Source organism: Phaeobacter sp. JH20_29 (assembly GCF_048056175.1).
GTDB classification, from domain to species: Bacteria; Pseudomonadota; Alphaproteobacteria; order Rhodobacterales; family Rhodobacteraceae; genus Phaeobacter; species Phaeobacter bryozoorum.
The window spans coordinates 372,837-398,727 of the sequence record NZ_JAYMWO010000013.1 but is presented as its reverse complement, the minus strand read 5'-3'; the positions used below and the strand labels follow the sequence as shown (position 1 = coordinate 398,727).

The following is a 25,891-nucleotide window of genomic DNA, read 5'->3' as shown; positions in this document are numbered from 1 at the left end:
CGGGATTGCCCCGGGCCGCGCTTCGCTGGATTGATCAGCCGATCTATCGCGGCAACGGGTCTTCCGGCTGCGCCTGACCGGCCAGCCAGTTGCGGAACTTGATCAGGGCGGGATCCTTTGACCGGGCCTCTGGCCAGACCAGATAATAGGCGCCCTTGCTCTCGGTTGCCGTTGGGTAGAGCGCCACCAGACGCCCCGTTGCGAGATCCTGCTCCACCAGATAATCCGGCATCAAAGCCACCCCAAGCCCATGCAGTGCAGCCTGGGTAATGGTTGCGAATTGGTCATACATGGTACCGGATAATCCATCCTTCAACGCGATATCATGGGTCTCAAACCATTGCTGCCAGGCCTTTGGACGGGTCTGGATATGCAACAGGGGCAGGGCGGTGATATCTCCCGCGGTCTCGATCTGCCGACCGTTCAGAAGCTCCGGCGCGCAGACTGGCAACATCTGTTCGTGCTTCAGCAGCAGCGCGTCAGTTCCGGGCCAGTCAGCAGTGCCAAAATGTATCGCCGCATCAAAGCCTTCGCTGACGAAATTAAACGGTTCAAGCCGGGTCGACATATTGATGGTCACATCCGGGTGCAGCCGCGCGAATTCCGGCAGGCGCGGCATCAGCCAGCGCATCCCAAAGGCCGGCAGAATGGCCAGGTTGAGCGTACCGGCCAGCGGCGCGGCCTGAACCCGCAACGTCGATTGCGCGATCTGATTGAGCGCCTGACGTATTTCGGCGGCGTAAGTCTGCGCTTCTGCCGAGAGCATGAGCCGCTTCTGGTCCCGCCGCACCAGATCCACGCCCAATTGTCGTTCCAGCGCCTGCAGTTGGCGGCTGACAGCGCCTTGCGTCAAAGCCAATTCATCCGCCGCGGCAGAGGCGCTGCCCAGACGGTCCAGCGCTTCCAGCGCGCGCAGCGCGGCAATTGAGGGGAGAAAGCGTCTCGGCGTGGCCATCTATGAGCTTTTGTAATGTTTGCTTGTGGTTCTGTCGCTGTCATTCCTCTTACCGCAAGGTTAAGGTCGGCGGCAAGTTTTGGATCAGGAAGGTGATGACAAATGACCGAAAAACCCGCATTGCGCGCCAAAGATGCCCCGGATCTCGGCCAGTTCAACTGGGAAGACCCGCTGCGTCTGGATGATCAGCTGGGCGAAGATGAACGCATGATCGCAGCTTCCGCGCGGTCGTATGCTCAGGAAAAACTTCAACCTCGGGTTCTAAGTGCCTATGAAAACGAGGAAACCGATCCCGAGATCTTCCGCGAGATGGGCGAGATGGGTCTGCTCGGCACCACCATTCCGGAACAATACGGCGGCCTTGGTGCAGGCTATGTCTCCTACGGTCTGGTTGCACGCGAGGTCGAGCGCGTTGACAGCGGTTACCGCTCGATGATGTCGGTGCAGAGCTCGCTGGTGATGTATCCCATTTACGCATATGGCAGCGAAGAACAGCGCCAGAAATACCTGCCCAAACTCTCCTCCGGTGAGTGGATCGGTTGCTTTGGCCTGACCGAACCCGATGCGGGCTCGGATCCCGCCGGCATGAAAACCCGGGCCGAGAAAACCGATGGCGGGTATCGTTTGACCGGGTCCAAGATGTGGATTTCCAACGCGCCCATCGCCGATGTCTTTGTGGTCTGGGCCAAGTCCGAGGCCCACGGCGGCAAGATCCGCGGGTTTGTTCTGGAAAAAGGCATGAAGGGGCTTTCAGCTCCCAAGATCGCCAACAAGGCGTCGCTGCGCGCGTCGATCACCGGCGAAATCGTCATGGATGGCGTCGAGGTCGGCGACGACGCGCTGCTGCCGCATGTCGAGGGGCTGAAAGGTCCGTTCGGTTGTCTGAACCGCGCGCGCTACGGCATCAGCTGGGGGGCGATGGGTGCGGCAGAGGCCTGCTGGCACGCCGCCCGTCAATACGGTCTGGATCGCAAGCAGTTTGGCCGCCCGCTGGCCAACACCCAGTTGTTCCAGCTGAAACTCGCCAATATGCAGACCGAAATCACCCTTGGGCTCCAGGCCTCATTGCGGGTTGGCCGCCTGATGGACGAAGCCAATGCAGCGCCAGAGATGATTTCCATCGTCAAGCGCAACAACTGCGGCAAGGCGCTTGAGATCGCCCGCAACGCCCGTGACATGCACGGCGGCAATGGCATCAGCCTAGAGTTTGGCGTCATCCGACATATGGTGAACCTCGAAACGGTGAATACCTATGAGGGCACACATGATGTCCACGCCCTGATCCTGGGCCGCGCCCAAACCGGTCTGCAGGCGTTTTTCTAAACAGATCGCATAACAAATCGTTTAAAAAGCGCATCGTTGTCTGACAACGGTGCGCTTTTTCGTTAACATCGTAAATCAGAGATGACTGGAGGCACGCGTTAATCAACGCCCAGACACTGATATTTCTGCAAGGCAGGTTTGCAAAAACGCAAATCATGGACATCGCTTTATCCGCGCAAAGATTCTGACCGCTCTTTGCTGGACGAGCATCCCTCTGTCGCACGCTGAAAGGTTAATGGGCAAGACGTGACAAATCCGGTCTTTCGTCGCAAAACACAGGGCTCAGCGCGCGAGTGGGTTAACGCGTTCATGAAGCGGTGCAGTCCAGAGCGACCAGGCGGGTGCGGGCACCAAGATTTTTGCACAGGGGTGTTGCAATGGGTAATAACCGTCATAGACCTGCGCCGCTGCAAAACACCAATGCCAGATCGGGGCAAACCCGTCTGGCGGCGGGTTAATCCCGTTGCTGGCATGCAAACCCGGGCCAGCGTAACCTCCGATGGCCAGGCCAATCCTACAAAGCGTCCATGAAGTTCTGCATATTGGCAGGCGCAAATCTGCCAGATGGATCAACTTCCATGAACAAGCGGTAAAATCAGAATACCCGTGGTGTACGACGGGTGGTAGGACCGAAACACATTGCCTGTAATCAGTATTATGTATAATTTGTATGATGCAGCGTCACTGTTGCAGGCTTGGCCGCAACATCGAACAGTTGCACAGCATATGTTCCAACGACAGCTGAGGCCCAAATGGATTTGCAAGGCAAAACGATTGTTATCACAGGCGCCGCTACAGGTATCGGGCGGGCTTTGGCGCTGACGATCGCCAAGCACGGCCCACGGCACATCATCTGTGCCGATATTGATGGCGCCAGTGCCCAGCATACCGCCGATGATGTTGGTGGCAGCGCCTTTGCCGTGGATGTCGGATCAGACCAGGCCATGGCGCAGATGATCGAGGCGATCGAGCGTGATATCGGACCGATTGATGTTTTCTGTTCGAACGCCGGAATTCTCAGGATCGGCGGCCTGGAGACCTCCCTTGCGGATTGGCAGCGCAGCTGGGATGTAAACGTAATGGCACATGTTTCCGCCGCCCGGCATCTCGTGCCACGTATGCTCGAACGTGGCGGCGGTTACTTCCTGAATGTCGCCTCGGCGGCCGGCTTGCTGAACCAGATCGGCGCCGCCAGCTACGGGGTTACCAAACATGCCGCCGTGGGGTTTTCAGAATGGCTGGCGATCACCCATGGCGACCAAGGGATCGGTGTTTCCGTCGTTTGTCCGCAAGCGGTGAAAACTGCCATGACCGAAGGATTGGAACATAGCGCTGCGGCTGTAGACGGTATGATCACCGCCGAGGACGTCGCAAGGATCTGCGTAGAAGCCATTGAGAACGAAACATTTCTCGTGCTTCCACACCCAACGGTGGCAAGCTACATCCAGGCCAAGGCCGCCGACACTGGACGCTGGATTACTGGTATGCAGCGGTTGCGCGACAAGTTCGACGCCCCAAACTCAGAATAATGGCTGCATCAGGATTTGGCGATGGGCCGCATCAGACCTTCCTGAGCGACGCTCGCCACCAAACGGCCATCCTGCGTGAAGATAGATCCGCGATTGAAGCCGCGGCCGCCTCCGGCAAAGGGTGAATCCATCGTATAGAGATGCCAGTCGTCGAATTTCACCGGTCCATGGAACCACATCGCGTGATCGAGACTGGCCGTCATCGCCTGTCCCTTTACAAAGCTCAGACCATGCGGACGCAGCGCCGAGCCCAGCAAACCATAGTCAGAGACATAAGCCATCAGCACATGTTGCAGCTGCGGGCTGGCGTCCTTGGCGGCTTTCATCCTGACCCACATATGGTTGATATCACTGCATTTACCGGGATTGATCGGATCGCGCGGCTCAACATCGCGGATTTCGAACGGGCGTTCTCGGGAAAATTCTACGCGCAGTCGGCCATCCAGCGTTTCGGCTAGCTCACGTAGCAACACGTCACGAGATACCAGCGCATCGGGTGCCTTTACCTCCGGGATCTCATGCTGATGTTCCCAGCCCGGTTCATCAATGTGAAAGGACGCCGCGAGATTCAGGATCTGCTTGCCATTCTGCAAGGCGGTGACCCGCCGGGTGGTAAAGCTGCCGCCATCCCGCGCCGGATCCACCGCGTAAATCACCGGCTTTGACGGATCTCCCGGACGGATGAAATATGCGTGCAGCGAATGGCACAGACGATCCGGCACTGTCGCATAAGCGGCCATCAGAGCCTGAGCGATAACCTGACCACCGTAAATCCGGGTCGGCGTCTCACCACCGGATCCAATTCCGCGATAGAGGTTGCGGTCCAGTTCCTCAAGATCGAGGAGATTGAGCAAAATTTCAGCTGCGTCAGGCATTTGTTACGTCCTGTTGATCTTTGCGCGGGTCATCGGCTGTGCGTCACCCTGCCCTCATGGCGTGGCCGACAGGCAGGATTAGCCCGTTATCGCTCCGTGAACCAGCGCCTTTAGCTCCGCGCGTGCCGGATAGGAGCTGGATGGTGCCAGCTGTGTAAAAAACACGACACTCAGATCCAGCAGCGGGTCAACCCAGAAGAACGTCGACGCCATACCGCCCCAGCTGAAATCGCCCACCGATCCCGGACATCGCGCCCGCGCCGGATCAAGCACAACAGCGCCGCCGAGACCAAAACCCATCCCCTCCATCGGCTGTTCCGCAAAGCTCTGCGGTCCCATCGACGCAATATCGCCTGGAAGGTGGTTTTGGCACATGAAATCAACGATTTGTGGACTGATCAGATGGTGTTTCCCCAACCGCCCACGCAACCGGATCAACTCAACAAAGCGCATATAGTCGTCAATCGTACTGAGCAGGCCGCCGCCGCCCGAGTGCATCTCGGTCCGGCCAAACGGCGTATCGACGTAGCAGTCAATCAGCCGCAGACTTTCGTCTCCCTGCTCTGCACCATTCAAATCCATGGCGTCGCCACTCAGCGGAGAATATAATGAAGCCAGACGGTTACCGGTTTCCGCTAAGGTGTGAAATGCGGTTTGATCCATGCCAAGCGGGTCAAATATCTCACGCTTGAGGAACGCCGCAAGGCTGTCACCGGTTACAACCTCAATCACCCGGCCAATCACGTCAATGCCAACCGAGTATTCCCAACGTTTTCCCGGTTCAAAAGCAAGCGGAAGCGAGGCCAGTTCCGTGACCTTCGTCGCAAGAATCCCCTGATCCGGTTTGAACATCAGATCTGTTTTCGACATTTCTTCTGCCAGCAAGCCCGGATTGAACGGGTAGCTCAACCCGCTGGTATGGGTCAGCAGCTCATGCAGCGTGGGCGCGCGGCAGGGCTGTGTCTGGTCAATATCGGTCGCGCCATCAATAAGACAGTGCATATCAATGAATTCAGGAAGAAATTCCGACACCGGCGCATCCAGATGTAACAGACCGCGTTCCAGCAGCAGCAGCAATGCAAGCGAGGTGACCGGTTTCGTCATGGAATAGATCCGTGTCACCGTATCGCGGGTGAATGGCAGATCTTCGGCGATATTGCGATGACCAACTGCGTAGAAATAGCATTCTTCGCCGCCGCGGTTGATCAGCAGCGAACTGCCGGCATATTTGCGGTGATCGACATAGCGATGCTGCCATCTTCTGATGTTTTCTAACCGCGCGGCATCCATGGGGGCTCCTGTCGTCAGATATCGGTAAGGTTCAGCCGATGAGCCTGGTCATCGCTGGCACAGTTTCGCTGGTAAACCAGGGGGTATCATCCGATTCCGCTGCCATCGCCGCCTTGATCCTGGCGATCGTCTCGCCTCGGAGCTGCTGCTTGATCGCGCCGTAGGTTCCGGCAGGTAAGTCCGCCAGTGTCCGCGCTTCCTTCAGCGCGTATCCGAGCAGATCTTCGGCATCATCGGCAATGATATCAACGATATCAAAGTTGCGGGCTGCGATTGGCCCAATGGTCTGCCCGGTCAGCATCAAACGCCGCTGAATATTGGGGCTGAGGGTTGCCCGGGCGATCTCCAGCGGTGCCACGGGAAAATCCACCCCGGCCTGCACTTCTGCAAGACCAAACTTGGATTTAACCAGGGCTACACGCACATCACTGCAAAGGACAAAGAACAATCCACCGGCAATCGCCGCACCATTAACAGCCGCAACCACCGGCTTGGGACAGGCGTAAAGCGCGAGGAACGCCTCGTTCAGCCCATCAACGGCAGCCCGCTGACCTGCGAGATCGAAATCCTTCGCGGCTTTCAGATCGAGGCCTGCCGAGAACACCTTGAACGCGCTGGTCAACAGGATCGCACGGACGGAAGAGTCCTCTCCGAATTCTTTGATTACATTGGCGAAATCCATCAGGAACTCGGGCGACAACGCATTGACCGGCGCCCGTGATAGTTTGAGTTCGACAACCCCGTCCCCATGTGACTGCCGGAACAACCAGTCGCTCTGTGTCATCTCTGCCTCTTCCCTTTGGGCTGGCGATCTGCTGCCAGCTGTTTGCGATATCATGCGTGGTTTGCTGACTGAGGTCGAGTATTTTGACCTACGTAAAACCACGCATAAAGCTATATCGCCCCCGCTTTGGCAAAGGGTTACCGCTAGGGGCGCATACTTAAGGTTTCGGCAGCAGAAATCAGCTGATCGGCGTAGCGCTGTTCCAGAACGGCGCGGCTTACGTGAAAGGACGGTCCACCGACATTCAGCCCGTAGACCCGTGTCCCGTTCAGCGAGACAACCGGCACCGCGATACCGTTCACATCCTCGCGCCAATCGCCATAGCCGGTGCAAAAGCCCCGTGCCGCATATTCCTCCTGCGCGCGACCCAGACAATCCTGCCGCGCCTGTTTTCCCTCAGGGTCAAGCGCGTCGGCGATCTTCAGGCTCTCCGTCCGCTGATCGGGTGACATGCCGGCCAGAATGGCGCGGCCAACGGCCGAGAAAAACAACGGCAGACGCATCCCGACATGTGCCGCAAGCGAGACATCCTCGCGCGAGCGATGCACCGCGATATAGATGACGTCAGCATGATGTGCTTCGCCTAATGCGCTGGTAATATAGGAATTTTCTCCATTCCTCAGATCCCGCAGGATTTGCGAGGCACGGTCGCTGATATCCATTCCCGCCAGCACGCCATAGCCCAGACGCAGAACCCCTGCCCCCAACCGATACGTCCCCGACTGCGGATCCTGCACGAGGTAGCCCAATTGGCACAGGGTATAGGTCAGCCGCGATACGGTCGGCTTTGGCAGGCCTGTGCGGTCGGCCAGATCAGTGTTGGTCAGCTCCAGCTCATTGCGCCGAAACGCGCGCAGCACATCCAGCCCCCGCGCCAAGGCGGTGACAAAATTGCGGTCTTTCTCCGCATCCGCTGACGCTGTGTGGTTGCTGTCCATGCCCTGTCCCCTTGGCCGCTTGGCCTAGTCAAAACTACGCGTCAACGCGGCGAGCCCGGCGCGCGCAAACTCCGGCACAAATGCGCCCAGTCGCGCTGCATGTTCGGGGTTTGACGCATTGCCATCAAGCCCTCTTTTGCGCACACCCTGCAGGATCGCAGCCATCCGAAAGAAGCTGAAGGAGAGATAATAGCCAAAGTTATCAACTCCGGGCAAACCTCTGCGTTTACAATAGCTTGCAATAAAGGCTTTATCTGATGGCAGACCAAGCTCGCGCCGGTCAAGCCCGGCCAGTCCGCGCCCCTCGCTGCCGGGTGGCATCTGCCACTGCATGATGACCCCGGCGAGATCTGCATAGGGGTGGCCGATCGTCGACAGCTCCCAGTCGAGCACCGCACGACAGTTGGTTCCCTCTGCAGCAAAGATCATATTGTCGATGCGGTAATCACCGTGCACCAATCCGCGCTGCCCATCATCCGCAGGCATCTGCGCATCCAGCGCGGCGATCAGATCATCCATTTCGGCAACGGTTTCAACCTCGCTGGCGCGATACTGCTTGCTCCACCGCGCCAGCTGACGCGTGAGGTAATTGCCCTCGGGCCCGTAGTCGGACAGACCGACAGCGGTGACATCAACCCCGTGTAGCGCCGCCAGAACGCGGCTCATTTCATCCATCACCGCGCCGCGCTCGGTCGGCGACAGATCCGGCAGTGACGGGTCTGAGAAATTCCGCCCAACCACATGTTCCATCAGGTAAAAAGACGATCCGATGACGCTATCATCCTCGCAGAGATGATGCATCATGGCGACCGGCACTTCGGTGTTGCGCAAGGCGGTCTGAACACGAAACTCACGCTCGACCGCATGGGCAGATTTCAGCAGCACACCGGGTGGTTTACGTCGCAGCACATATTGCCCCGCATCGGTCGACAACAGATAGGTGGGATTGGACTGGCCGTTCTGGAATTTGCGGGCTGTGATCGGCCCGTCAAAGCCCGGCAGCCGTCCGCGCATGTAATGCTCTATAGCGCGCAAATCCAGCGCCGCTGCGCCTTGTTCACGATCAGAGCCGCTGCGGTCTTTGCCGTTTGAACTGCCGCGTCCCATTATTCGTCTCCGATTGTGGTAAACTCTGCCGCCAGCGCTCTGCCCGCGGCCTCGTAATCGGCGGCGATCTCCGCAACCAATGTGGCGACCGGCTGCACCTCTGTCACCGCCCCGATACCTTGACCGGATCCCCAGATCTCCTTCCAGGCCTTGGGCTTGGATGACCCACCGGCGAAATTCATCGCCGTCGCATCAGCGCTGGCCAGATTGTCGGGATTAAGCCCCGCCTTCTGAATGGAACCACGCAGGTAGTTACCAGAAACACCTGTAAACAATGAGGAATAGACGATATCATCGGCACTGCTGTCGACGATCATCTGCTTGTACGCCTGCTGCGCATTGGCTTCCTCAGTGGCGATAAAAGGTGACCCGGCATAGCCGAAATCGGCCCCCAGCGCCCGGGCCGCCAGCAGAGAGCGGCCATTGGCGATTGCTCCCGACAGCGCAAGGGGGCCGTGAAACCAGCTGCGGATTTCGCTGATCAGCGCCAGCGGCGACAGCTGCCCGGCATGGCCGCCTGCCCCGGCGGCAACCGCGATCAGACCATCTGCGCCCTTCTCGATGGCCTTATGGGCAAAGCGATTGTTGATCACGTCATGCAGCACGATGCCGCCGCAATCGTGAGCCACCTCATTCACCTCTGGTCGCGCCCCCAGTGATGTGATCCACAGCGGCACCTTCCAGCGATGACAGATCTCAAGATCACGCTCCAGCCTGGTATTTGACCGGTGAACAATCTGATTGACCGCAAAGGGTGCCGCCGGATGATCCGGGTTGTCCTGGTTATGGCGGTCCAGCGCCTCGGTGATCTGTTTCAACCAGGCTTCCAGAAGCGGCGGCTCGCCCTCAGCCTCACGCGCGTTCAGCGCCGGGAAGGACCCAACGATTCCGGCCTTGCATTGGGCAATGACGAGGTCGGGCACGGATATGATGAACAGCGGCGCGCCAATCAACGGCAGCCCAAGCCCCTGCAGGGCTTTGGGCATAGGCTGCCCACCCTGGGTGAGGTAATTTTTCTTCATTTCCAGCCCCTTATCCAGCAGAATTCAGGCCGCTTTCCGGTTGGAAAACAGATCGTTTGCAGAGCAGAATTGCATTTCGCAAATTCATTGACAACGTAAGATCTGCACAGAAGACTTGACGTCACACCGGCCAGGGTTCGGCCACCATGACAGGATAATCACTCATGCATGCGATGCTCTCCACCGCTCCAGGCGGCCCCGAAACCCTGCAGTGGAGCGCACAGGACGATCCCGTCCCCGGCCCCAGGGATGTGCTTGTGGCGATCCATGCCGCCAGCGTGAACTATCCTGATACTCTGATGATACAGGATCTCTATCAGATCAAACCACCGCGTCCCTTTGCACCGGGCGGTGAAATCGCGGGCGAGGTTATCGCCCTTGGCAAGGACGTCGATAATCTGAACATCGGCGACCGGGTTCTGGCGCTGACGGGATATGGCGGGTTTGCCACCCATATCTGCGTCCCTGCCGCCAGCGCCATCAAGATTCCCGATCAGATGCCCTATCTCGATGCGGCTGGTTTTGTCTTTACCTACGGCACATCTCATCACGCGCTGAAGGAGCGGGCACAGCTGCAACCCGGAGAGACCGTGCTGGTGCTGGACGCCGCTGGCGGGGTTGGCTCTGCCGCAATCGAACTCGCCAAGGCCGCAGGGGCGCGTGTCATCGCTGCGGTGTCCTCCGCCGAGAAGGCGGCCTTCTGCGAGGAGATCGGCGCGGATGCGACGGTGATCTACGGCCATGCGCCCGACAAGGAGGACCAGATTGCCTTTGGAAAGAACCTCAAGGCGATGGCGGGGAAAACCGGGATCGATGTGGTCTATGATGCGGTCGGCGGCCCCTATGCCGAACCGGCGCTTCGCGCGATGGCCTGGCAGGGCCGCTATCTGGTTGTCGGTTTTGCCGCCGGCATCGCGAAAATGCCGATGAACCTGCCGCTCCTGAAAGGATGCCAGATCGTCGGCGTATTCTGGGGCGCCGCCGTTCAGCGGGCGCCAGAGCAGCATCGCACCAATGTCGGTGAGCTGTTTGAGCTCTATTGCAAAGGTGACATTCGACCGCGCATCCACGCGCAGTATCCGATGACCGAAGCCGCTGCTGCCCTGACAGAAATGCAAAACAGAAGCGTTCTGGGCAAGATCATCCTGACAAACACGCCAGATTGACACTGCTCGTCTAGAAGACAACGTTAGCGATAGCTCGCTTGCATATTATTCTAAAATATATATCAATATGAGCGAATTACGGCGGAGCGGCCGCAGCGCTGATGGGCTGGCCAACCGATCCTGCGCCTGTCACTTGGGCCAGCCAACGACGCGCCGGCAGGGCTGGAGACTGGCGACCATCCCGGCGAGCCCGCACCATGGCAAATGTCCTCTATTGGGCGGAAGACGGGCAATCGGGGCATCACAGAGTTATTGGATATCGACATGCACAACATCCTGGTTTTGAACGGCCCCAACCTGAACCTGTTGGGAACGCGCCAGCCTGAGGTTTACGGGCATGAAACGCTGGCGATGGTTGAACAACGCTGCATCGACCATGGCGCGTCACTTGGGCTTTCGGTGACGTGCGAGCAGTCCAATCACGAAGGCGCGCTGCTTGATGCGCTGCACGGGGCCCGCGGCAGCTACGCCGGGATCATCCTCAATGCAGGCGCCTATACCCATACCTCCATCGCGCTGATGGATGCGATTTTTTCCATCGCCCTGCCGGTGGTTGAAGTTCACCTGTCAAACATCCATGCACGCGAGGAATTTCGCCATCGCTCCTATATCGCGCGCGCCGCGCTTGGACAGATCTGCGGATTTGGGTCACAGGGCTATCTGATGGCACTTGATGCGCTCAACAGCCATTTGAATCAGGAAAAACCGGGATGAAGCTGCGTGCCTACATAGACTTTCTATGCGGGGCGCGGACGCTTGAGGAGCTTTGGCTGGAACACGTCAAACAGATGCAGGCCTTTCGTTTTGACCGGCTGATCTATGGCTATACGCGTCACAAGACCAAAACCTCGCTCGGTGACCCCGAAGATTTCGTGATCCTGTCCAATCACTGCACCGAATACGTGAAAGGCTTCGTAAACTCCGGCCTCTATTTCGACGCGCCGATGTTGCAATGGGCGCTGAACAACGAAGGGGCCGGCAGCTGGCGCATGGTGCAGGAGCAGATGGCAAATCAATGCCTGACACCACAGGCGCAGAAAGTGATCGATTTCAATACGGCTATGGGGGTAAAGGCGGGCTACACCGTCAGCTTCTATTCGGCTTCTCAGCGGTTCAAGGGCGCGATATCTTTGGCGGCGGAGGAAACCCTCAGCCAGGATGAGGTCGATGAGATCTGGGCAACGCATGGGCATGATATCGTTCTGATGAACAATGTCGCGCATCTGAAGATCCTCACGATGCCTTATGACCCCCCAAACCGCAGCCTGACAAAACGCCAGAGAGAAGCGTTGGAATGGGTTGGTGACGGCAAGACCACTCAGGATATAGCGGTTCTTATGGGGCTGACGCCTGCGACCGTCGAAAAACACCTGCGCCTGGCACGCGAGGCACTGGCCGTTGAGACAACAGCCCATGCGGTACTCAAAGCGGCACTTCACAACCAGATGTATATTATGGAGAACTGATAATCCCTATAATATATCTTGGATATTACAGCTGATATTCAGAGAGTTTCTTCCAATTTTCGCAATCTATCTGCAATTGGGTATGGAATTCATTACTTCCCCAATAGGCGAACTACAGGCACACTTATCATGTTCCGTGAGTGGGGCTTTGGCCTGGGACGGCGCAGGGCATGACCCTTGGGATTGCAAGGCTCTCTAACCTGTCCGGTAGCTGCGCGTATTGTTCCGCGCCAGCGCCGGGATATTCTGAGGGGCTTGTTGCGGCCATTCGATGTCTTTCCTGACATGGGCCCGCGACAGGCCCCTCACCCTCTTCCGACGGTATGACTGCCAATATGATATGCGCCATGGGCTTTGCCATCTGGGCGCTGCTGACGCGCCCTGCCCCTGATCGCCGCGCCTCTCACATTGCATTGTCACAAAGGAAAAGGCCGACGAAACGCGTTCGTCGGCCTTTAATTGTCTTACGGTCGGGCGTTAGCCCGCGTCGGGCTTAGCCCTGGGCTGCCTTGGCAACCTCAGCTGCGAAGTCTTCTTTTTCAACTTCGATGCCTTCGCCGACTTCCAGACGCACGAAACCGGTGATGGTGGCGCCCGCTTCCTTGGCCGCTTCTTCAACGGTCAGGTCAGGGTTCACAACGAACTGCTGGTTCAGCAGGGTCGATTCAGCCACGAATTTCTTCATGCGGCCGACGATCATCTTCTCGATCACCTGCTCCGGCTTGCCGGATTCGCGGGCGATGTCCATCTGGACCTGCTTTTCTTTCTCAACAACAGAGGCGTCCAGCTCCGCTTCGCTCAGCGCGGCGGGGTTCACAGCTGCGATGTGCATCGCAATCTGCTTGCCGATCGCTTCGTCGCCGCCGTTCATGGCAACCAATACGCCGATCTTGCCCATGCCTGCGGTCGCAGCGTTGTGCACATAGGACACAACGGTTTCACCTTCGAGGGAGGCCATACGGCGCACGGCCATGTTCTCACCGATGGTGGCGATCTTGTCGGTCAGGGTTTCGGCAACGGTTTTGCCGCCCATGTCCGCCGCCAGCAGCGCGTCGACATCGGCTGCATTCACTGCGGTCTTGGCAATGCCGGACACCATTTCCTGGAACTCGGCGTTTTTGCCGACAAAGTCGGTTTCCGAGTTCACTTCGACGGCAACACCTTTGTTGCCTTCGACGACCACGGCGACCAGGCCTTCTGCGGCGGTACGGCCGGATTTCTTGGCCGCTTTTGCCAGACCCTTGGTGCGCAGCCAGTCAACGGCGGCTTCCATGTCGCCATTGGTTTCGGTCAGCGCCTTCTTGGCGTCCATCATGCCTGCGCCGGTGCTGTCGCGCAGTTCCTTAACCATGGATGCAGTAATTGCCATCTTAGGCTCTCCTCAATTCAAAAACGGATATGGGGCAGGTGATAGCCTGCCCCGCATGTCAACTCCGTGACAGGACGGATCAGGCGTCAGCGGCGGCGTCTTCAGCAACGGCTTCTTCTGCCGGTGCCTCTTCCAGGGCGCCAAGATCAACGCCTGCGGCGCCGAGCTGTGCGGACATGCCGTCCAGAGCAGCGCGGGCAACCAGATCGCAGTAAAGCGCGATGGCGCGGGCCGCGTCGTCGTTGCCGGGGATGATGTAGTCAACACCATCGGGCGAGCAGTTGGTGTCGACGATGGCCACAACCGGGATACCCAGCTTGTTGGCTTCGGCGATGGCCAGCGCTTCTTTTTTCACGTCGATGACGAACAGCAGGTCAGGAACGCCACCCATCTCGCGGATACCACCGAGCGAGGCTTCCAGCTTCAGCTGGTCACGCTCCATGCCCAGACGCTCTTTCTTGGTCAGGCCTTCGGCGCCGGACGCCATTTTCTCGTCGATTTCCTTCAGGCGGTTGATCGACTGGGAAACGGTTTTCCAGTTGGTCAGCGTGCCACCGAGCCAGCGGTGGTTCATGAAGTACTGAGCGGATTTCTCAGCTGCGTCTGCGATCGGCTGAGCCGCCTGACGCTTGGTGCCGACGAACAGGATCCGGCCGCCCTTGGCGACGGTGTCGCGGACAGCGTTCAGAGCTGCGTCCAGCATGGGAACGGTCTGGGTCAGGTCCAGAATGTGGATGCCGTTGCGTGCGCCATAGATGAAGGGCGACATGCGCGGGTTCCAGCGCTGGGTTTGGTGACCAAAGTGTACGCCTGCCTCAAGCAGCTGACGCATGGAGAACTCGGGAAGAGCCATGTATCTTTTCCTTTTCCGGTTTCGTGCCTCGGCGGGGGTCTCAGAGCGGATGCTCCAACCGGCGGTCTGCCAGGGATGTCTCCCCCGGTCAGGCCAATCCCCACCTGCGGATTGAATGGCGCGCGTATATGCCAGCGCTGAAGGATGCGCAAGGGCAAAAGACATATCCGCGCCCTGCCCCGGCCATTTCAGCGCGCGCCCTGCCCAACGCGCTGCCAAAGCGCGGTATGTCCGGCGCTGACCTCGGCTTCGCAGGCGGTCGCAAGGGCCTTGCGATCGGCGAAATCGGACACCCGCAGCGGAGTATGATAGTGCAGCACCACCTCGCCCTGACGCAGCGACGCCATTGTTTTCAGCAGATGTGAGCCGAAATCCATGTCTCCCCACCAACCATAAAACCGCGGATCCTCTCCATTTGGCGGGTAGAACACCACCGAAACCGGCTGGATCGAGATCATATCGCGCAGCTCGGGGTGAAAGAACGCCGCAAAAAGCGTTGTCTTGAACGGCAGCACCCGCAGACCGTCGGTCGATGTCCCTTCGGGAAAGAACAGCAGCTTGTGCCCCAGCAGCAGGCGCTGCTGGAACAATGCCGTCTGTTGGCGCGCTTCCCTTGCGTCGCGTTTGATGAACACCGTGCCCGTGGCCCGTGCCAGCCAGCCAATACCCGGCCATGAGGCAACCTCCGCCTTGGAGACGAAATAGATCCGCTTGCGGGCGTTCAGAGCAAAAATATCCAGCCATGACGTATGGTTGGCGACCACTGCGCCGCGTTGCGTCATCAATGAGCCTTCGGTGCGGAACCCGATGCCCAGAATACGAAAGGCATTGCGGCAGACGCATTGCGTGATGAACGGCGTCACCGGCCGGCTGAGACCACAAAGCGGCCGTTCGATCAGGCGCACCAGCAGCAGCACCAGCAAGCCGCCAAAGACCAGCGTGCCCAGACATAGGCCGCGACCCAGGATCAACACCCATCCAATGGCGCTGATCTTGATCGGAGGCGGCGCGTCCTCTCCCTCCCAGGTGGTCATGGCTCGCTGCGCCCTGCCTCGTAGATCCGTCGCTGACGCGCGTTCATGCGCGCCGTGTCCAGCACAAGACAGATATCGGTGGTGTTGAAATCATGGTCGATATAGGCGCCATCGCCCACGCAGCCGCCAAGCCGCAGGTAGGCCTTGATCAGCGCCGGCGTGTCCAGCATGGCGCGGCGACGGTCCAGATCGCCTGCCGGGATCAGGTCCATGGATTGGTAGCTGCGCGAAACCGGCCGCAGATCTTCCGGCGCGAGATGGTTGTGGTGCAGCGATGACAGCGCATTGGCCAGCGGCGCAACCTCCGTCCCATGAAAACTGGCAACGCCAAACAGCACCTCGATCTCATGCTCGGCCACATAGGCTGAAAGCGCGGACCACAGGTGAAACATCGCGGTTCCGCCCCGATAATCCGGGTGCAGGCAGGAACGCCCCAATTCCAAAAGCTTACGACCCGAAGCTCTCAGTTTAGAGAGGTCATATTCATCCTCGGAATAGAACTGCCCGGCCAAAAGCGCCTGATCGCCACGCAGCACCCGGTAGACGCCAACCACCGCATCGCGCGTCTGGTCCCAGAGCAACAGATGGTCGAAAAACGCATCAAAACGATCCTGCTCCAGCCCTGCCTCGTGATCCACCAGCGCGCCGCCCCCTCCAAGTTCACTGACAAAAACGTCGTATCTGAGCGCCTGCGCCGCGCGTAAATCCGCCGATGTCTGTGCCAGTTTGACCTGAAATGCAGGAGAACTGCCGCCCATGAGCTTGCTCATCAATGGTTTGCCTTGCGTGCAGCTAGCCTATAAGGCACGGCATGTGCAAGTTTCGTTCAAATTGGTGAACAGGCGTTAACCGTTCATCAACGCTTATGACGGATCAAAGACTGGAATAAGGGCCACCTGCGCGCTGTTGAACACCACCTTGCCCTGATCGGGAAAGTTAACGGTGATCTTGCCGGCGGCGTTGGACTGGACCTGCCCCGTCCCCCATTCCGGGTGGTTGGGGTGGGTCACGAACATGCCAGGGGCAAGTATAGCGTTGAGGTCGTTCATGCGTGATGGCCCACTTCGGAGGAAAGATATGTCAGTAGATAACGCTAATCTCGCGGCTTTGATAGGGTCGCGTATCTGTCATGACCTGATCAGCCCGATCGGCGCGATCAATAACGGGCTCGAACTGCTTGGAATGTCTGGGGATATGTCCGGCCCCGAGCTGGAGCTGATCTCCGACAGCGTGGCCAATGCCAATGCCCGTATCCGGTTCTTCCGGATTGCCTTTGGCGCAGCCAGCGAACAGCAGATCAGCCGCGCCGAAGTGGTGTCGGTCCTGGAAGACATCGGCAAGGGCGGGCGGCTGAAATATCAATGGGCGCCGCAGGAGGCCTCGAGCAGGACCGAGGTGCGTCTCGCCTTTCTTGCCGCTTTGTGCCTCGAAACCGGCCTACCCTATGGCGGCACGGTCAAGATCCTCTGCGCGGATGGCAAATGGACCGTCATCGGCGAAGGCAGCAAGCTGAATATCGACGATGATCTGTGGGCGCGGGTCAGCGGCGGCACCTCTTCGGCAACAGTGACCCCGGCGCTGGTCCAATTCGCCATGCTGCCCGAAGCGGCGAAGGATCTGGGGCGCACCGTGCGCGTGGAACAGACATTGGAGCGGGTGACGATCCACTTCTAACCCGCATCAGGCGACCGAAATATGAAAGCGCTGCAATCACTTGCAGCGCTTTTATTATGTCAGATGGGTTGGATGCTGTCAGCTGCGGACCGCACCGTTCCCGCGCACCAGATATTTGAAGCTGGTCAGCTGCGCCGCGCCCACGGGGCCCCGCGCGTGCATCTTCCCGGTTGCAATACCGATCTCGGCCCCCATGCCAAATTCACCACCATCCGCAAACTGGGTTGAGGCATTGTGCATCAGGATCGCGCTGTCCAGCTCAGCAAAGAACTGCGCAACGGCGCCGTCATCCTCGGTGATGATACAATCGGTGTGCTGCGAATGATGCGCGCGGATATGGGCGATGGCCGCGTCCAGATCCTGGACCTGTCTGGCGGCAATGATCGCATCCAGATATTCGCAGCCCCAATCGGCTTCGGTTGCCTCTGTCATGCCATCCGGGCCCGGCAGACCAGCCTCGGCGCGGATTTCCACACCGGCGGCGGCCAGCGCGGTCAGCACGTCGCGCCCAATCGTATCCGCGATATCCCGGTGGATGAGCAAGCATTCCGCAGCGCCACAGATGCCAGTGCGGCGCGTCTTGGCATTCAGCACGATCTCCAGCGCCTTTTGCGGATCTGCAGCCTTGTCGAGGTAAATATGCACGATCCCCTCCAAATGCGCAAAGACCGGCACCCGGGCCTCGCGCTGGACAAGACCGACCAACCCCTTGCCACCACGCGGAACAATCACATCGACCGTATCGGTCATCGTCAGCAGCTCCTGCACCGCTGCACGGTCGCGCGTCGGGACCAGCTGGACCGCATCCTCCGGCAGATCGGCGCTGCGCAGACCCGCAACAAGGCAGGCGTGGATGGCCTGGCTCGAGTGAAAACTTTCCGAGCCACCGCGCAGGATCACCGCATTCCCCGACTTCAGGCAGAGCGCGCCGGCATCGGCGGTGACATTCGGGCGGCTTTCGTAGATGACACCGATCACGCCAAGCGGTGTGCGAACACGCTGGATCTGAAGCCCAGAGGGTTGCGACCATTCCGCCAGCACTTCTCCCACCGGATCGGCCTGCGCTGCGACCGCCCGCAGACCGGAGACAATTCCGGCAATCCGGTCTTCATCCAGCGCCAGACGGTCCATCATCGCAGGCGAAAGCCCCTTGGTGCGGCCGAAATCGAGATCCTTGGCATTGGCGGACAATATCTCTGCCCGCTTGTCCCAAACCGCATCAGCAGCGGCATTCAGCGCGGCGGTTTTGCATTCGGCACTGGCAACAGCCAGTTTTGCGGCGGCTTGCTTTGCACGTTTGCCGATGTCAGCCATCAGCGCAGCAATATCTTGCGTCTCATTCATCACTGGAAACCTTTTGTGGACCCACTTTGACACATCTGGTGGTCAGGCGGGGTCAGCCCTAACATAAATCACGGTTACAGCGCCATATCATCGCGGTGGATGACGGCCGCGCGCCCCGCATACCCAAGGATCGCTTCAATCTCGGCCGACTGGCGTCCCTGAATGGCGGCAGCTTCCTCAGCCGTGTACCGGCTGAGCCCCTGCCCCAGTTTTCGCCCGTCTGGGCCAAGGATGGCCAGCGGATCGCCGCGGCCGAAGTCTCCTTCGATATGTCGGATGCCCGCGGGCAGCAGGCTCTTGCCGCGACCTAGCGCCCGTGCGGCGCCTTCGTCGATGGTGATCACGCCACGGGTTTTCATCGCTGCAATCCAGCGTTTACGCGCCACCTGCGGATCACCCTGTGCCGAGAACCACGTGGACGGCGCACCGTCTTCCAGCAATTTCAGAGGGTTGTGTCGCGACCCTTCAGTGATTGCCATGGCGCAGCCAGCCGCTGTCGCCATCTTGGCGGCCAGCAATTTGGTGATCATCCCGCCCTTGGAGAGGCCAGAGACGCCATCCCCGGCCATCGCCTCGATCTCGGCTGTGATGTGATCAATCCGGTCATAACGCTGCGCAGTCGGGTCCAGCACCGGATTGGCGCTGTAAAAACCGTCAACGTCCGACAGCAGGATCAGCGCATCAGCTCCGACGGTCACCGCAACCTGCGCCGCCAGTCGGTCGTTGTCGCCATAGCGGATCTCATCGGTGGCAATGGTGTCGTTTTCGTTGACGATGGGCACCACGCCAAGGCCGATCAACGTCTCCAGCGTCGCACGAGAATTCAGGTAGCGACGGCGATCGGTGCTGTCTTCGAGTGTCACCAACACCTGCCCGGTGGTGATTTCATGCGGCGCAAGCGCTTCCTCATAGGCGCGCGCGAGACGGATCTGGCCGACCGCCGCTGCCGCCTGCGATTGCTCCAGCGGCAGCTCCCGCGCCGCAAGGTCGAGCACGCGACGCCCCAGGGCGATGGATCCCGAGGATACAAGGATCACGTCCTTGCCCATGGATTTCAGCCAGGCAACATCCTCTGCCAAGGCCCGCAACCAATCCGCCCGCAATGCGCCGCTGTTCCGGTCCACTAGCAGGGCGGACCCGATCTTGACGACAATACGCCGGGCGTCGGTCAGGGTTGCCACGTGCCCTGCTCCCCCTGAGGTTTCTGGCGCAGACGATCTTCGTCGATCTGCGTACGCATGGCACGCAGCACCTCGTTCAGACCCTCCCGGCTGACGCCGGACATCATGAAGACGGGACCGCCGACGGCGGCTTCCAGCTCGGCTTTGGCCTCCGCGCGTTCCTCATCATCAAGGGAGTCGACCTTGTTCAGCGCAGTGATGCGCGGCTTGTCCGCCAGCTCGCCGCCATAGGCCTCCAGCTCATTGATGATGGTCTGGTAGTCCTCCGCCACGGTTTCCGATGTCCCATCCACCAAATGCAGCAGAACGGCACAGCGCTCAACATGGCCAAGGAATCGGTCACCGATCCCGCGCCCCTCATGGGCGCCTGCGATCAGACCGGGGATATCGGCCACAACGAACTCAACCCCGTCGATGCCAACAACGCCGAGATTCGGATGCAGCGTTGTAAACGGGTAGTCCGCGATTTTTGGCCGGGCGTTGGATGTCGCCGAGAGAAAGGTTGATTTTCCGGCGTTGGGCAGGCCCAACAGGCCGACGTCCGCGATCAGTTTCAGCCTCAGCCAGATGGTCCGCTCAATCCCGTCCTGACCGGAGTTGGCCCGGCGCGGCGCCTGATTTGTCGCGCTTTTGAAATGGAGGTTGCCAAAGCCGCCATTGCCGCCTTTGGCCAGGAGAAAACGCTCACCGACCTCCGTCAGATCCGCAAGAACGGTTTCCTGATCCTCATCCATGATCTCCGTGCCAACCGGCACGCGCAGCACGATATCATCGCCATCCTTGCCGGTGCGCTGGCGCCCCATGCCGGATTGGCCGTTCTTGGCAAAAAAGTGCTGCTGATAGCGGAAATCAATCAGCGTATTCAGCCCCTCGGTCACCTCGACCCAGACTGACCCGCCACGGCCGCCGTCGCCGCCGTCGGGGCCGCCATACTCCATAAATTTTTCACGGCGAAAGCTGACGCAGCCGTTCCCGCCCGCGCCGGAGCGAATGTAGACTTTGGCCAGATCGAGGAATTTCATGTCAGCTCCTTGCTGATGACCTGCCGCCACAGGCGGAGGGAAGATGGGTCGTGCCGCCCGCTGTCGGGGGCTGTTGCCCCGACTTAACGCAAAGCGCGCGGCGCGCCAATCACAGTTTTCTGCTGTAGGTCCAGGTTGGCACCGTCGCATCGCGGGCGACCGAGAATGTTTCGGCGTCACCGAGATATTCAAAGCCACAATGGGTCAGGACACGCGCCGAGGCGGGGTTGTCCTGAAAAGCGCTGGCAAACATCGCGCTGCACCCTTGCGGATTGGTCTCGACCAGAGCCCGCAGCGCCTCGGAGGCCAGACCATTGTTCCAGAACACCGGCGCAATCCAATAGCCGACCTCGCTCTGGTCACGGTCAAGCCGCTTGAGGCTGATGATACCTTTCAGTTCTTCGCCACCATCTGCGGTGCCGTCGATGGCCCAGACATCTTCTTCGCGCTCTTCGTCGGTTGCGCGGGCAACAAATGCCTCGATCGCGCCGGGCGGCAGCGGGTGCGGAATGGCGGTGGTCATGCGGGCGACACGTTCGTCGCTCACGTAATGGGCAATCAGCCCCTCGTCGGATTTACGCAGCGGGCGCAGGACAAAACGTCCCGCATCGATCACAGGCTGTTCTGCTCTTTTATGATCCAAACTCATGCCCTCGCTCCTCTCGAAGAATACAAAACCGACCATCTGGCCGGGTAAACCTAGTGGGCCTTAACAAACTGACGCGCTCTGCCATACAGCAAAGCCGTTTAGAACTGGTTAGGGTTTGCGCCCCCGGGAAAATAAAAAGGGACCGGCGGTGTCGCCGATCCCCTGATTGTGTCTCACCTTTCAGGTTCGGCTTATTCAGCGGCCTCCGCCACTGGCAGAACCGAAATAAAGGTGCGGCCCTTGAGGCCCTTGTGGAAGGTCACAGCACCGTCGGTGGTCGCAAAGATTGTGTGATCTTTGCCCAGACCTACGCCTTCACCCGGCCAGAACTTGGTGCCGCGCTGACGAACGATGATGTTGCCAGAGATGGCCGACTGACCACCGTAGAGTTTCACGCCAAGGCGGCGACCGGCTGAGTCGCGGCCGTTACGTGAGGAACCACCAGCTTTCTTATGTGCCATTGTCTATCTCCTTAGCCTTTAGCCAATTCTTTGGCCTGCTCAACCCATTCGGGTTTCACTTTGACCGCGTCGATAGCAGCAATGTCAGCATCCGACAAGGCCGCGATCTGGGCAAAGCTGGTCAGACCGGCTTCTTCCAGTTTCTTGGCAGCAGCAGGACCAACACCGGTCAGCGCAGTCAGGTCGTCGCCCGATGCAGCCGGAGCGGCTTTCTTGGCAGCAGGCGCAGCTTTGGCAGCAGGAGCAGAGCCCTGGCCGCTGGCAGCTTTCACGCCGGACTTGTCAGCGCCGGAGGCCAGGATCTCAGTGATCTTGACCAGGGTCAGCTTCTGACGGTGGCCCTTGGTGCGCTTGGAGGAGTGCTTACGACGGCGCTTCACAAAGTGAATGACCTTCTCGCCTTTGATCTGGTCGATGACTTCGGCTTGAACCGCAGCACCATCCACAAAGGGCGCACCCACAACCGGTGCATCACCACCGAGCATCAGAATGTCGTTGAACTGGATTGTTTCGCCAGCATCAGCAGCCAATTTTTCCACGCGCAGCATATCGCCGGCCTGAACTTTGTACTGCTTGCCGCCGGTTTTGAGGACCGCAAACATATGCGTCTTTCCTTTTCTACCCGCGTCCTACGGTCCCGGATGTATCCTGCGATACGGTCGGTGTTTCGGCCAGTGGGCCACCTCGAACAGCGCGCCCCCTGGGGGCGTATGACAAATAAACCCCGGCACAGGGAATCCGGGCCGGGATGCGGGCTTATGCGGCGAATTGAGCAGCGTGTCAACCCTGCGCTGCCCCCTACGCCAGTGGCCAGTGTCGCGCCGTGTTTTGCAGGGATGTTTCACACTTCGGGCGCGGATTGCCCCTTACAGATCCTGCGCCGGTTCAAGCCCCTTCAGACGATAGGCCAGAAGTTCAAAGCGGTTGGCGGTGATCTCGAATGTAACCGCATTCAGCAGCTCATAGACCCGCTGCATCAACGGATGCTCCAGCGCGGCGATATATTGCTCCAGTTCTGCGTCGCTGAACCCCTGATAGGTATAGGCATTGGCTGCCAGATTGGCCGCCTGCATCGCCATCCGCGTCGACGCCTGCTGCTCCTTCATCAATGCACGCAGCCCATCTGCATCGAGCTGCAGGTCAATCACCCCAGCCGCGCTGGCAGCCATCAGGAAGCGGAACTGGATCTCCTGCACCGCCTTCACTCCGGTACCATCGGAATCCAGCGCCAGCCCCATGCGCTGAAAAAGATGCGGGCGATCACTGCCGTCCGCCACCAGATCGGAGATAATGCGCATGCCCGCCTGCTGCTTGGTTTCGTCATCCTCCACCATGTGAGAGGCGTTCTCCGCTTTCACCAGACGTGCGCCCAACGGGCTGGCGTAGAACTCCGCCGCGTGGGACAGCGCGTCCTCCTCAAGCGTTTCCTCCAGAATGCCAAGGGCGATCTCGCGCATTTCCCTGCGGTCAAAGACATCCTGCGACAGCTCTACCCAGGCTGCGCCAAAATCACCGGCATCAACACCCAGCATACCCGGTGCCATCTCAGCCGAGAGTGCGATACTGTCCAGCGCGACGTCAAAACCAGTTGTTTCAAGGAACGCGACAACCCGGTCACGATCCGCTGCCTGCGCGCCGGAGAATGCAAATAACGATGCAAGAACAAGGCCCAAGAGCGGTTGCATCAGAAGTTTTCGGAGGGGTGAAAGCTGTTTCATACCACGAAATCTAAGGGTTTTATCGCGCGAGACAATGAAAATTCCGATTTCCTGCAGAAAGCGCAAAATCCCCCCTTGCGCGCCCAAGCTTTCCACTTTAAACGGCCCTCACCCCCCGCGGAGAGGTGCCGGAGTGGTCGAACGGGGCGGTCTCGAAAACCGTTGTTCCTTCACGGGAACCCAGGGTTCGAATCCCTGTCTCTCCGCCATTGTTCCCCTGAAATTCATGAAACCGATAATTTCTAAGGGGATAGTGCAGTTCTTACAGGATAACCCCGCATGTATTGGCCCTCAACCAATGCCTCTCCAGGGGGTGGTACGTAGATATGCCGGTCGGTCACCATCAAAACACCACAGCACGATCGAGGAGCGTTAATCCGCCCATCATAACGGGTTCTTAAGAATTTTATATAAAAACAAGGGAGAGCAAGGGCAGGAGTTGCGTTGTGACCGTTGCATTCCCAAAGGGATTTGACAGCCCGATATACAATCGCGCTGTCTTGCTGATGAGAAACGGCGAATTTTCAGAGGCTGAAACACTGATGCGCAGTTCGATTGAATGCGAGGGTCAGACAGCACTCAGCTATCACTATCTTGCGGAAGTTGTTGCTTCCCAATCCGGGCGCATTCAAGACGCGATCAAGCTGCAGAGGAAAGCCCTATCACTTGCGCCGACAAATTCGGTTTTCATAGCCGCACTTGGGTCACGCTTGAAAGATGGCGGGTTTGACCGGGATGCGCTTGAAATGCTGGAGGTCGCCCTTTCTATCGACGCAAACAGCCCTATTGCACTGCCGTTGGTCATGCGGCTTCGAAGACAATTTCTATCTTGGGAAGATAATAAGCAAGAGGCGTCCACAATTCTGAGGATTATACAGAACGGTCACGCCTTCGATCCTCTGGCGCTGCTCGCCTATATTGATAACCCACAGAGCCAGCTAACAAATGCCTATGCGCGGGCACCGCACTCTGCGGGCAAGACGGTGCCACCGCATCAACCAGGCGATAAAATACGAATTGGCTACTTCTCCAGCGACTTCCATGAACATGCAACGATGCATCTATTCGAAGGAGCGCTCAAAGCCCATAATCGCGATCAATTCCAGTTCTTTGTCTACGATATCAAGCCGCGCGAACGGTCGCGGCAAAATAGGTTCATACGGGAATTTGCCGATATATATCGGGATGTATCACGGCTGACAGCTGAAGAAATCGCTCAGCTGGCGATTGATGATAACGTCGACGTCGCGGTTGATCTGAAAGGCGACACCGCCGATGCAAAGCAAGAGATATTCGCAGTCCGGGCCGCACCGGCTCAGGTGTCATTCCTAGGCTTTCCAGGGACATCTGGAATGGCCACGATGGACTATATGATCGCAGATAACATCACAGTACCCGAAGAAGACGAACAATTTTACAGTGAAGACATCGTTAGAATGCCGACCTGTTACCAGCCTAACAGCAATTGCCGCTATGTTCCAAAGCCTGAAAACAGCCGGTCACGCTATGGTCTTCCAGACGACAAGTTCGTCTTTGCAAATTTGAACAACACCTACAAAGTTGGCCCTCGCGAGTTCTCGGCCTGGATGAAAGTCCTGAAACGTGCTCCAGATTCAGTTTTGCTATTCTACACCGGTAAGGAAGACAACTCTGCCGCTATTTTCGACAAAGCGCGCGCTCTTGGTGTCAGCCCCGAGCGGATAATACCTTGTACGGTGTTACCTCAGTCGGAACATCTGGACAGGATTTCACAGGTCGATCTTTGTCTTGATTGCTTCAGCTACAATGCTCACACAACTGCGTCTGATGCGCTCTGGGCAGGTGTTCCAATCCTTACTATCTACGGAAAACAGTTTTCCGCGCGGGTAGCGACAAGCATACTAAATGCCGCAGGTCTTCCAGAACTATCTGTGAAGTCAGAAAAACACTTCATCGACAAGGCCGTTAGCCTGGCACAAGACCCAGAGGAAATGCACCGGCTCAAGAGGCACCTTAGTGAAAACCGCTACGCACTCCCGCTATTCGACACCAAGGGTTGGACAAAAGACTTCGAAGAGGTTCTTCGAACGATTTATGAGGCATCACTGAACACACCCGTAACGTGAGGTTCACGATCCGGCTCTGATACAAA

At 58.7% G+C, this 25,891-nt stretch carries 26 protein-coding genes and 1 tRNA gene; 8 read left to right on the top strand and 19 right to left on the bottom strand.

Annotated elements, in window-relative coordinates; translation table 11 throughout:
- Nucleotides 1-43: 43 nt before the first annotated feature.
- Nucleotides 44-955 carry a LysR substrate-binding domain-containing protein gene (locus VWZ85_RS11640; protein WP_061049308.1) on the bottom strand — a complete coding sequence of 304 codons (912 nt, stop codon included), beginning with the start codon at nucleotides 953-955 and terminating at the stop codon, nucleotides 44-46.
- A 102-nt stretch (nucleotides 956-1,057) separates the two neighbouring features.
- Here VWZ85_RS11640 and VWZ85_RS11635 point away from each other — a divergent pair, with 102 nt between their 5' ends.
- Nucleotides 1,058-2,278 carry an acyl-CoA dehydrogenase gene (locus VWZ85_RS11635; protein ID WP_340545573.1) on the top strand — a complete coding sequence of 407 codons (1,221 nt, stop codon included), beginning with the start codon at nucleotides 1,058-1,060 and terminating at the stop codon, nucleotides 2,276-2,278.
- A gap of 752 nt (nucleotides 2,279-3,030) precedes the next feature.
- Nucleotides 3,031-3,807 (top strand): SDR family oxidoreductase, encoded by a 777-nt coding sequence (locus VWZ85_RS11630; protein WP_416588344.1) that lies wholly within the window; start codon nucleotides 3,031-3,033, stop codon nucleotides 3,805-3,807.
- An 8-nt stretch (nucleotides 3,808-3,815) separates the two neighbouring features.
- Here the strand turns inward: VWZ85_RS11630 and VWZ85_RS11625 are convergent, their stop codons facing one another.
- The 6 genes from VWZ85_RS11625 to VWZ85_RS11600 all read right to left on the bottom strand — a co-directional run bounded on the left by VWZ85_RS11625 (nucleotide 3,816) and on the right by VWZ85_RS11600 (nucleotide 9,823).
- Nucleotides 3,816-4,682, bottom strand: a complete 867-nt coding sequence (locus VWZ85_RS11625; protein ID WP_340545571.1) for an acyl-CoA thioesterase — start codon at nucleotides 4,680-4,682, stop codon at nucleotides 3,816-3,818.
- A 78-nt stretch (nucleotides 4,683-4,760) separates the two neighbouring features.
- On the bottom strand, nucleotides 4,761-5,972 hold the full coding sequence (locus VWZ85_RS11620; protein ID WP_416544368.1) for a serine hydrolase domain-containing protein: 1,212 nt from the start codon (nucleotides 5,970-5,972) through the stop codon (nucleotides 4,761-4,763).
- Nucleotides 5,973-6,003: 31 nt separating this feature from the next.
- Nucleotides 6,004-6,756, bottom strand: a complete 753-nt coding sequence (locus VWZ85_RS11615) for an enoyl-CoA hydratase/isomerase family protein (RefSeq protein WP_416588342.1) — start codon at nucleotides 6,754-6,756, stop codon at nucleotides 6,004-6,006.
- 143 nt (nucleotides 6,757-6,899) lie between these two features.
- Nucleotides 6,900-7,694: an IclR family transcriptional regulator gene (locus tag VWZ85_RS11610; protein WP_340545568.1), complete on the bottom strand. Its 795-nt coding sequence runs from the start codon at nucleotides 7,692-7,694 to the stop codon at nucleotides 6,900-6,902.
- Between the two features lie 24 nt (nucleotides 7,695-7,718).
- A complete protein-coding gene (locus VWZ85_RS11605) occupies nucleotides 7,719-8,708 on the bottom strand; it encodes a phosphotransferase family protein (RefSeq protein ID WP_416588838.1) in 990 nt (329 codons plus the stop codon).
- Nucleotides 8,709-8,800: 92 nt separating this feature from the next.
- Nucleotides 8,801-9,823 carry an NAD(P)H-dependent flavin oxidoreductase gene (locus VWZ85_RS11600; protein WP_416588340.1) on the bottom strand — a complete coding sequence of 341 codons (1,023 nt, stop codon included), beginning with the start codon at nucleotides 9,821-9,823 and terminating at the stop codon, nucleotides 8,801-8,803.
- A gap of 164 nt (nucleotides 9,824-9,987) precedes the next feature.
- Here VWZ85_RS11600 and VWZ85_RS11595 point away from each other — a divergent pair, with 164 nt between their 5' ends.
- The 3 genes from VWZ85_RS11595 (at nucleotide 9,988) to VWZ85_RS11585 (ending at nucleotide 12,455) form a co-directional block, all read left to right on the top strand.
- Entirely contained in the window at nucleotides 9,988-10,989 is a 1,002-nt protein-coding gene (locus tag VWZ85_RS11595; protein WP_416588339.1) for an NADPH:quinone oxidoreductase family protein, read from the top strand.
- Nucleotides 10,990-11,253: 264 nt separating this feature from the next.
- The gene (aroQ, locus tag VWZ85_RS11590) at nucleotides 11,254-11,703 is read left to right on the top strand and encodes a type II 3-dehydroquinate dehydratase (RefSeq protein ID WP_340545565.1); all 450 of its coding nucleotides are present in this window, start codon (nucleotides 11,254-11,256) and stop codon (nucleotides 11,701-11,703) included.
- Nucleotides 11,700-12,455: a helix-turn-helix transcriptional regulator gene (locus VWZ85_RS11585; protein WP_416534941.1), complete on the top strand. Its 756-nt coding sequence runs from the start codon at nucleotides 11,700-11,702 to the stop codon at nucleotides 12,453-12,455. The genes aroQ and VWZ85_RS11585 overlap by 4 nt, the downstream gene beginning before the upstream one ends.
- 493 nt (nucleotides 12,456-12,948) lie before the next feature.
- Here the strand turns inward: VWZ85_RS11585 and tsf are convergent, their stop codons facing one another.
- From tsf to VWZ85_RS11560, 5 genes are all read right to left on the bottom strand, one after another.
- A complete protein-coding gene (tsf, locus tag VWZ85_RS11580; RefSeq protein WP_340545563.1) occupies nucleotides 12,949-13,824 on the bottom strand; it encodes a translation elongation factor Ts in 876 nt (291 codons plus the stop codon).
- A gap of 79 nt (nucleotides 13,825-13,903) precedes the next feature.
- Nucleotides 13,904-14,677, bottom strand: coding sequence for a 30S ribosomal protein S2 (gene rpsB / locus VWZ85_RS11575; RefSeq protein ID WP_340545562.1), 774 nt, complete (start codon nucleotides 14,675-14,677; stop codon nucleotides 13,904-13,906).
- A gap of 188 nt (nucleotides 14,678-14,865) precedes the next feature.
- Nucleotides 14,866-15,711: a lysophospholipid acyltransferase family protein gene (locus VWZ85_RS11570; protein ID WP_416534943.1), complete on the bottom strand. Its 846-nt coding sequence runs from the start codon at nucleotides 15,709-15,711 to the stop codon at nucleotides 14,866-14,868.
- The gene (locus VWZ85_RS11565; protein WP_340546318.1) at nucleotides 15,708-16,469 is read right to left on the bottom strand and encodes a GNAT family N-acetyltransferase; all 762 of its coding nucleotides are present in this window, start codon (nucleotides 16,467-16,469) and stop codon (nucleotides 15,708-15,710) included. The genes VWZ85_RS11570 and VWZ85_RS11565 overlap by 4 nt, the downstream gene beginning before the upstream one ends.
- A 105-nt stretch (nucleotides 16,470-16,574) precedes the next feature.
- Complete coding sequence (locus VWZ85_RS11560) at nucleotides 16,575-16,760, bottom strand: DUF3553 domain-containing protein (protein ID WP_061049281.1); 186 nt, start codon at nucleotides 16,758-16,760, stop codon at nucleotides 16,575-16,577.
- Between the two features lie 28 nt (nucleotides 16,761-16,788).
- Between VWZ85_RS11560 and VWZ85_RS11555 the strand changes: the two genes are divergently transcribed.
- Nucleotides 16,789-17,385, top strand: coding sequence for a histidine phosphotransferase family protein (locus VWZ85_RS11555; protein WP_340545560.1), 597 nt, complete (start codon nucleotides 16,789-16,791; stop codon nucleotides 17,383-17,385).
- Between the two features lie 78 nt (nucleotides 17,386-17,463).
- Here the strand turns inward: VWZ85_RS11555 and VWZ85_RS11550 are convergent, their stop codons facing one another.
- The 7 genes from VWZ85_RS11550 to VWZ85_RS11520 all read right to left on the bottom strand — a co-directional run bounded on the left by VWZ85_RS11550 (nucleotide 17,464) and on the right by VWZ85_RS11520 (nucleotide 23,727).
- Nucleotides 17,464-18,729, bottom strand: coding sequence for a glutamate-5-semialdehyde dehydrogenase (locus VWZ85_RS11550; protein ID WP_340545559.1), 1,266 nt, complete (start codon nucleotides 18,727-18,729; stop codon nucleotides 17,464-17,466).
- Nucleotides 18,730-18,803: 74 nt separating this feature from the next.
- Nucleotides 18,804-19,910 carry a glutamate 5-kinase gene (gene proB / locus VWZ85_RS11545; protein ID WP_340545558.1) on the bottom strand — a complete coding sequence of 369 codons (1,107 nt, stop codon included), beginning with the start codon at nucleotides 19,908-19,910 and terminating at the stop codon, nucleotides 18,804-18,806.
- The gene (obgE, locus tag VWZ85_RS11540; RefSeq protein WP_340545557.1) at nucleotides 19,898-20,932 is read right to left on the bottom strand and encodes a GTPase ObgE; all 1,035 of its coding nucleotides are present in this window, start codon (nucleotides 20,930-20,932) and stop codon (nucleotides 19,898-19,900) included. Before obgE ends, proB begins: the two co-directional genes overlap by 13 nt.
- 109 nt (nucleotides 20,933-21,041) lie before the next feature.
- Nucleotides 21,042-21,581, bottom strand: coding sequence for a GNAT family N-acetyltransferase (locus tag VWZ85_RS11535; RefSeq protein WP_340545556.1), 540 nt, complete (start codon nucleotides 21,579-21,581; stop codon nucleotides 21,042-21,044).
- A gap of 191 nt (nucleotides 21,582-21,772) precedes the next feature.
- Nucleotides 21,773-22,042, bottom strand: a complete 270-nt coding sequence (gene rpmA, locus VWZ85_RS11530; protein WP_340545555.1) for a 50S ribosomal protein L27 — start codon at nucleotides 22,040-22,042, stop codon at nucleotides 21,773-21,775.
- A gap of 11 nt (nucleotides 22,043-22,053) precedes the next feature.
- Nucleotides 22,054-22,644, bottom strand: a complete 591-nt coding sequence (locus VWZ85_RS11525; protein WP_340545554.1) for a 50S ribosomal protein L21 — start codon at nucleotides 22,642-22,644, stop codon at nucleotides 22,054-22,056.
- A gap of 264 nt (nucleotides 22,645-22,908) precedes the next feature.
- Nucleotides 22,909-23,727 (bottom strand): DUF2059 domain-containing protein, encoded by an 819-nt coding sequence (locus VWZ85_RS11520; protein WP_416534945.1) that lies wholly within the window; start codon nucleotides 23,725-23,727, stop codon nucleotides 22,909-22,911.
- Between the two features lie 152 nt (nucleotides 23,728-23,879).
- Here VWZ85_RS11520 and VWZ85_RS11515 point away from each other — a divergent pair.
- A tRNA-Ser gene (locus VWZ85_RS11515) sits at nucleotides 23,880-23,969 on the top strand.
- Between the two features lie 237 nt (nucleotides 23,970-24,206).
- Nucleotides 24,207-25,865 carry a UDP-N-acetylglucosamine-peptide N-acetylglucosaminyltransferase gene (locus VWZ85_RS11510; protein WP_416540182.1) on the top strand — a complete coding sequence of 553 codons (1,659 nt, stop codon included), beginning with the start codon at nucleotides 24,207-24,209 and terminating at the stop codon, nucleotides 25,863-25,865.
- The last annotated feature ends 26 nt before the right edge of the window (nucleotides 25,866-25,891 follow it).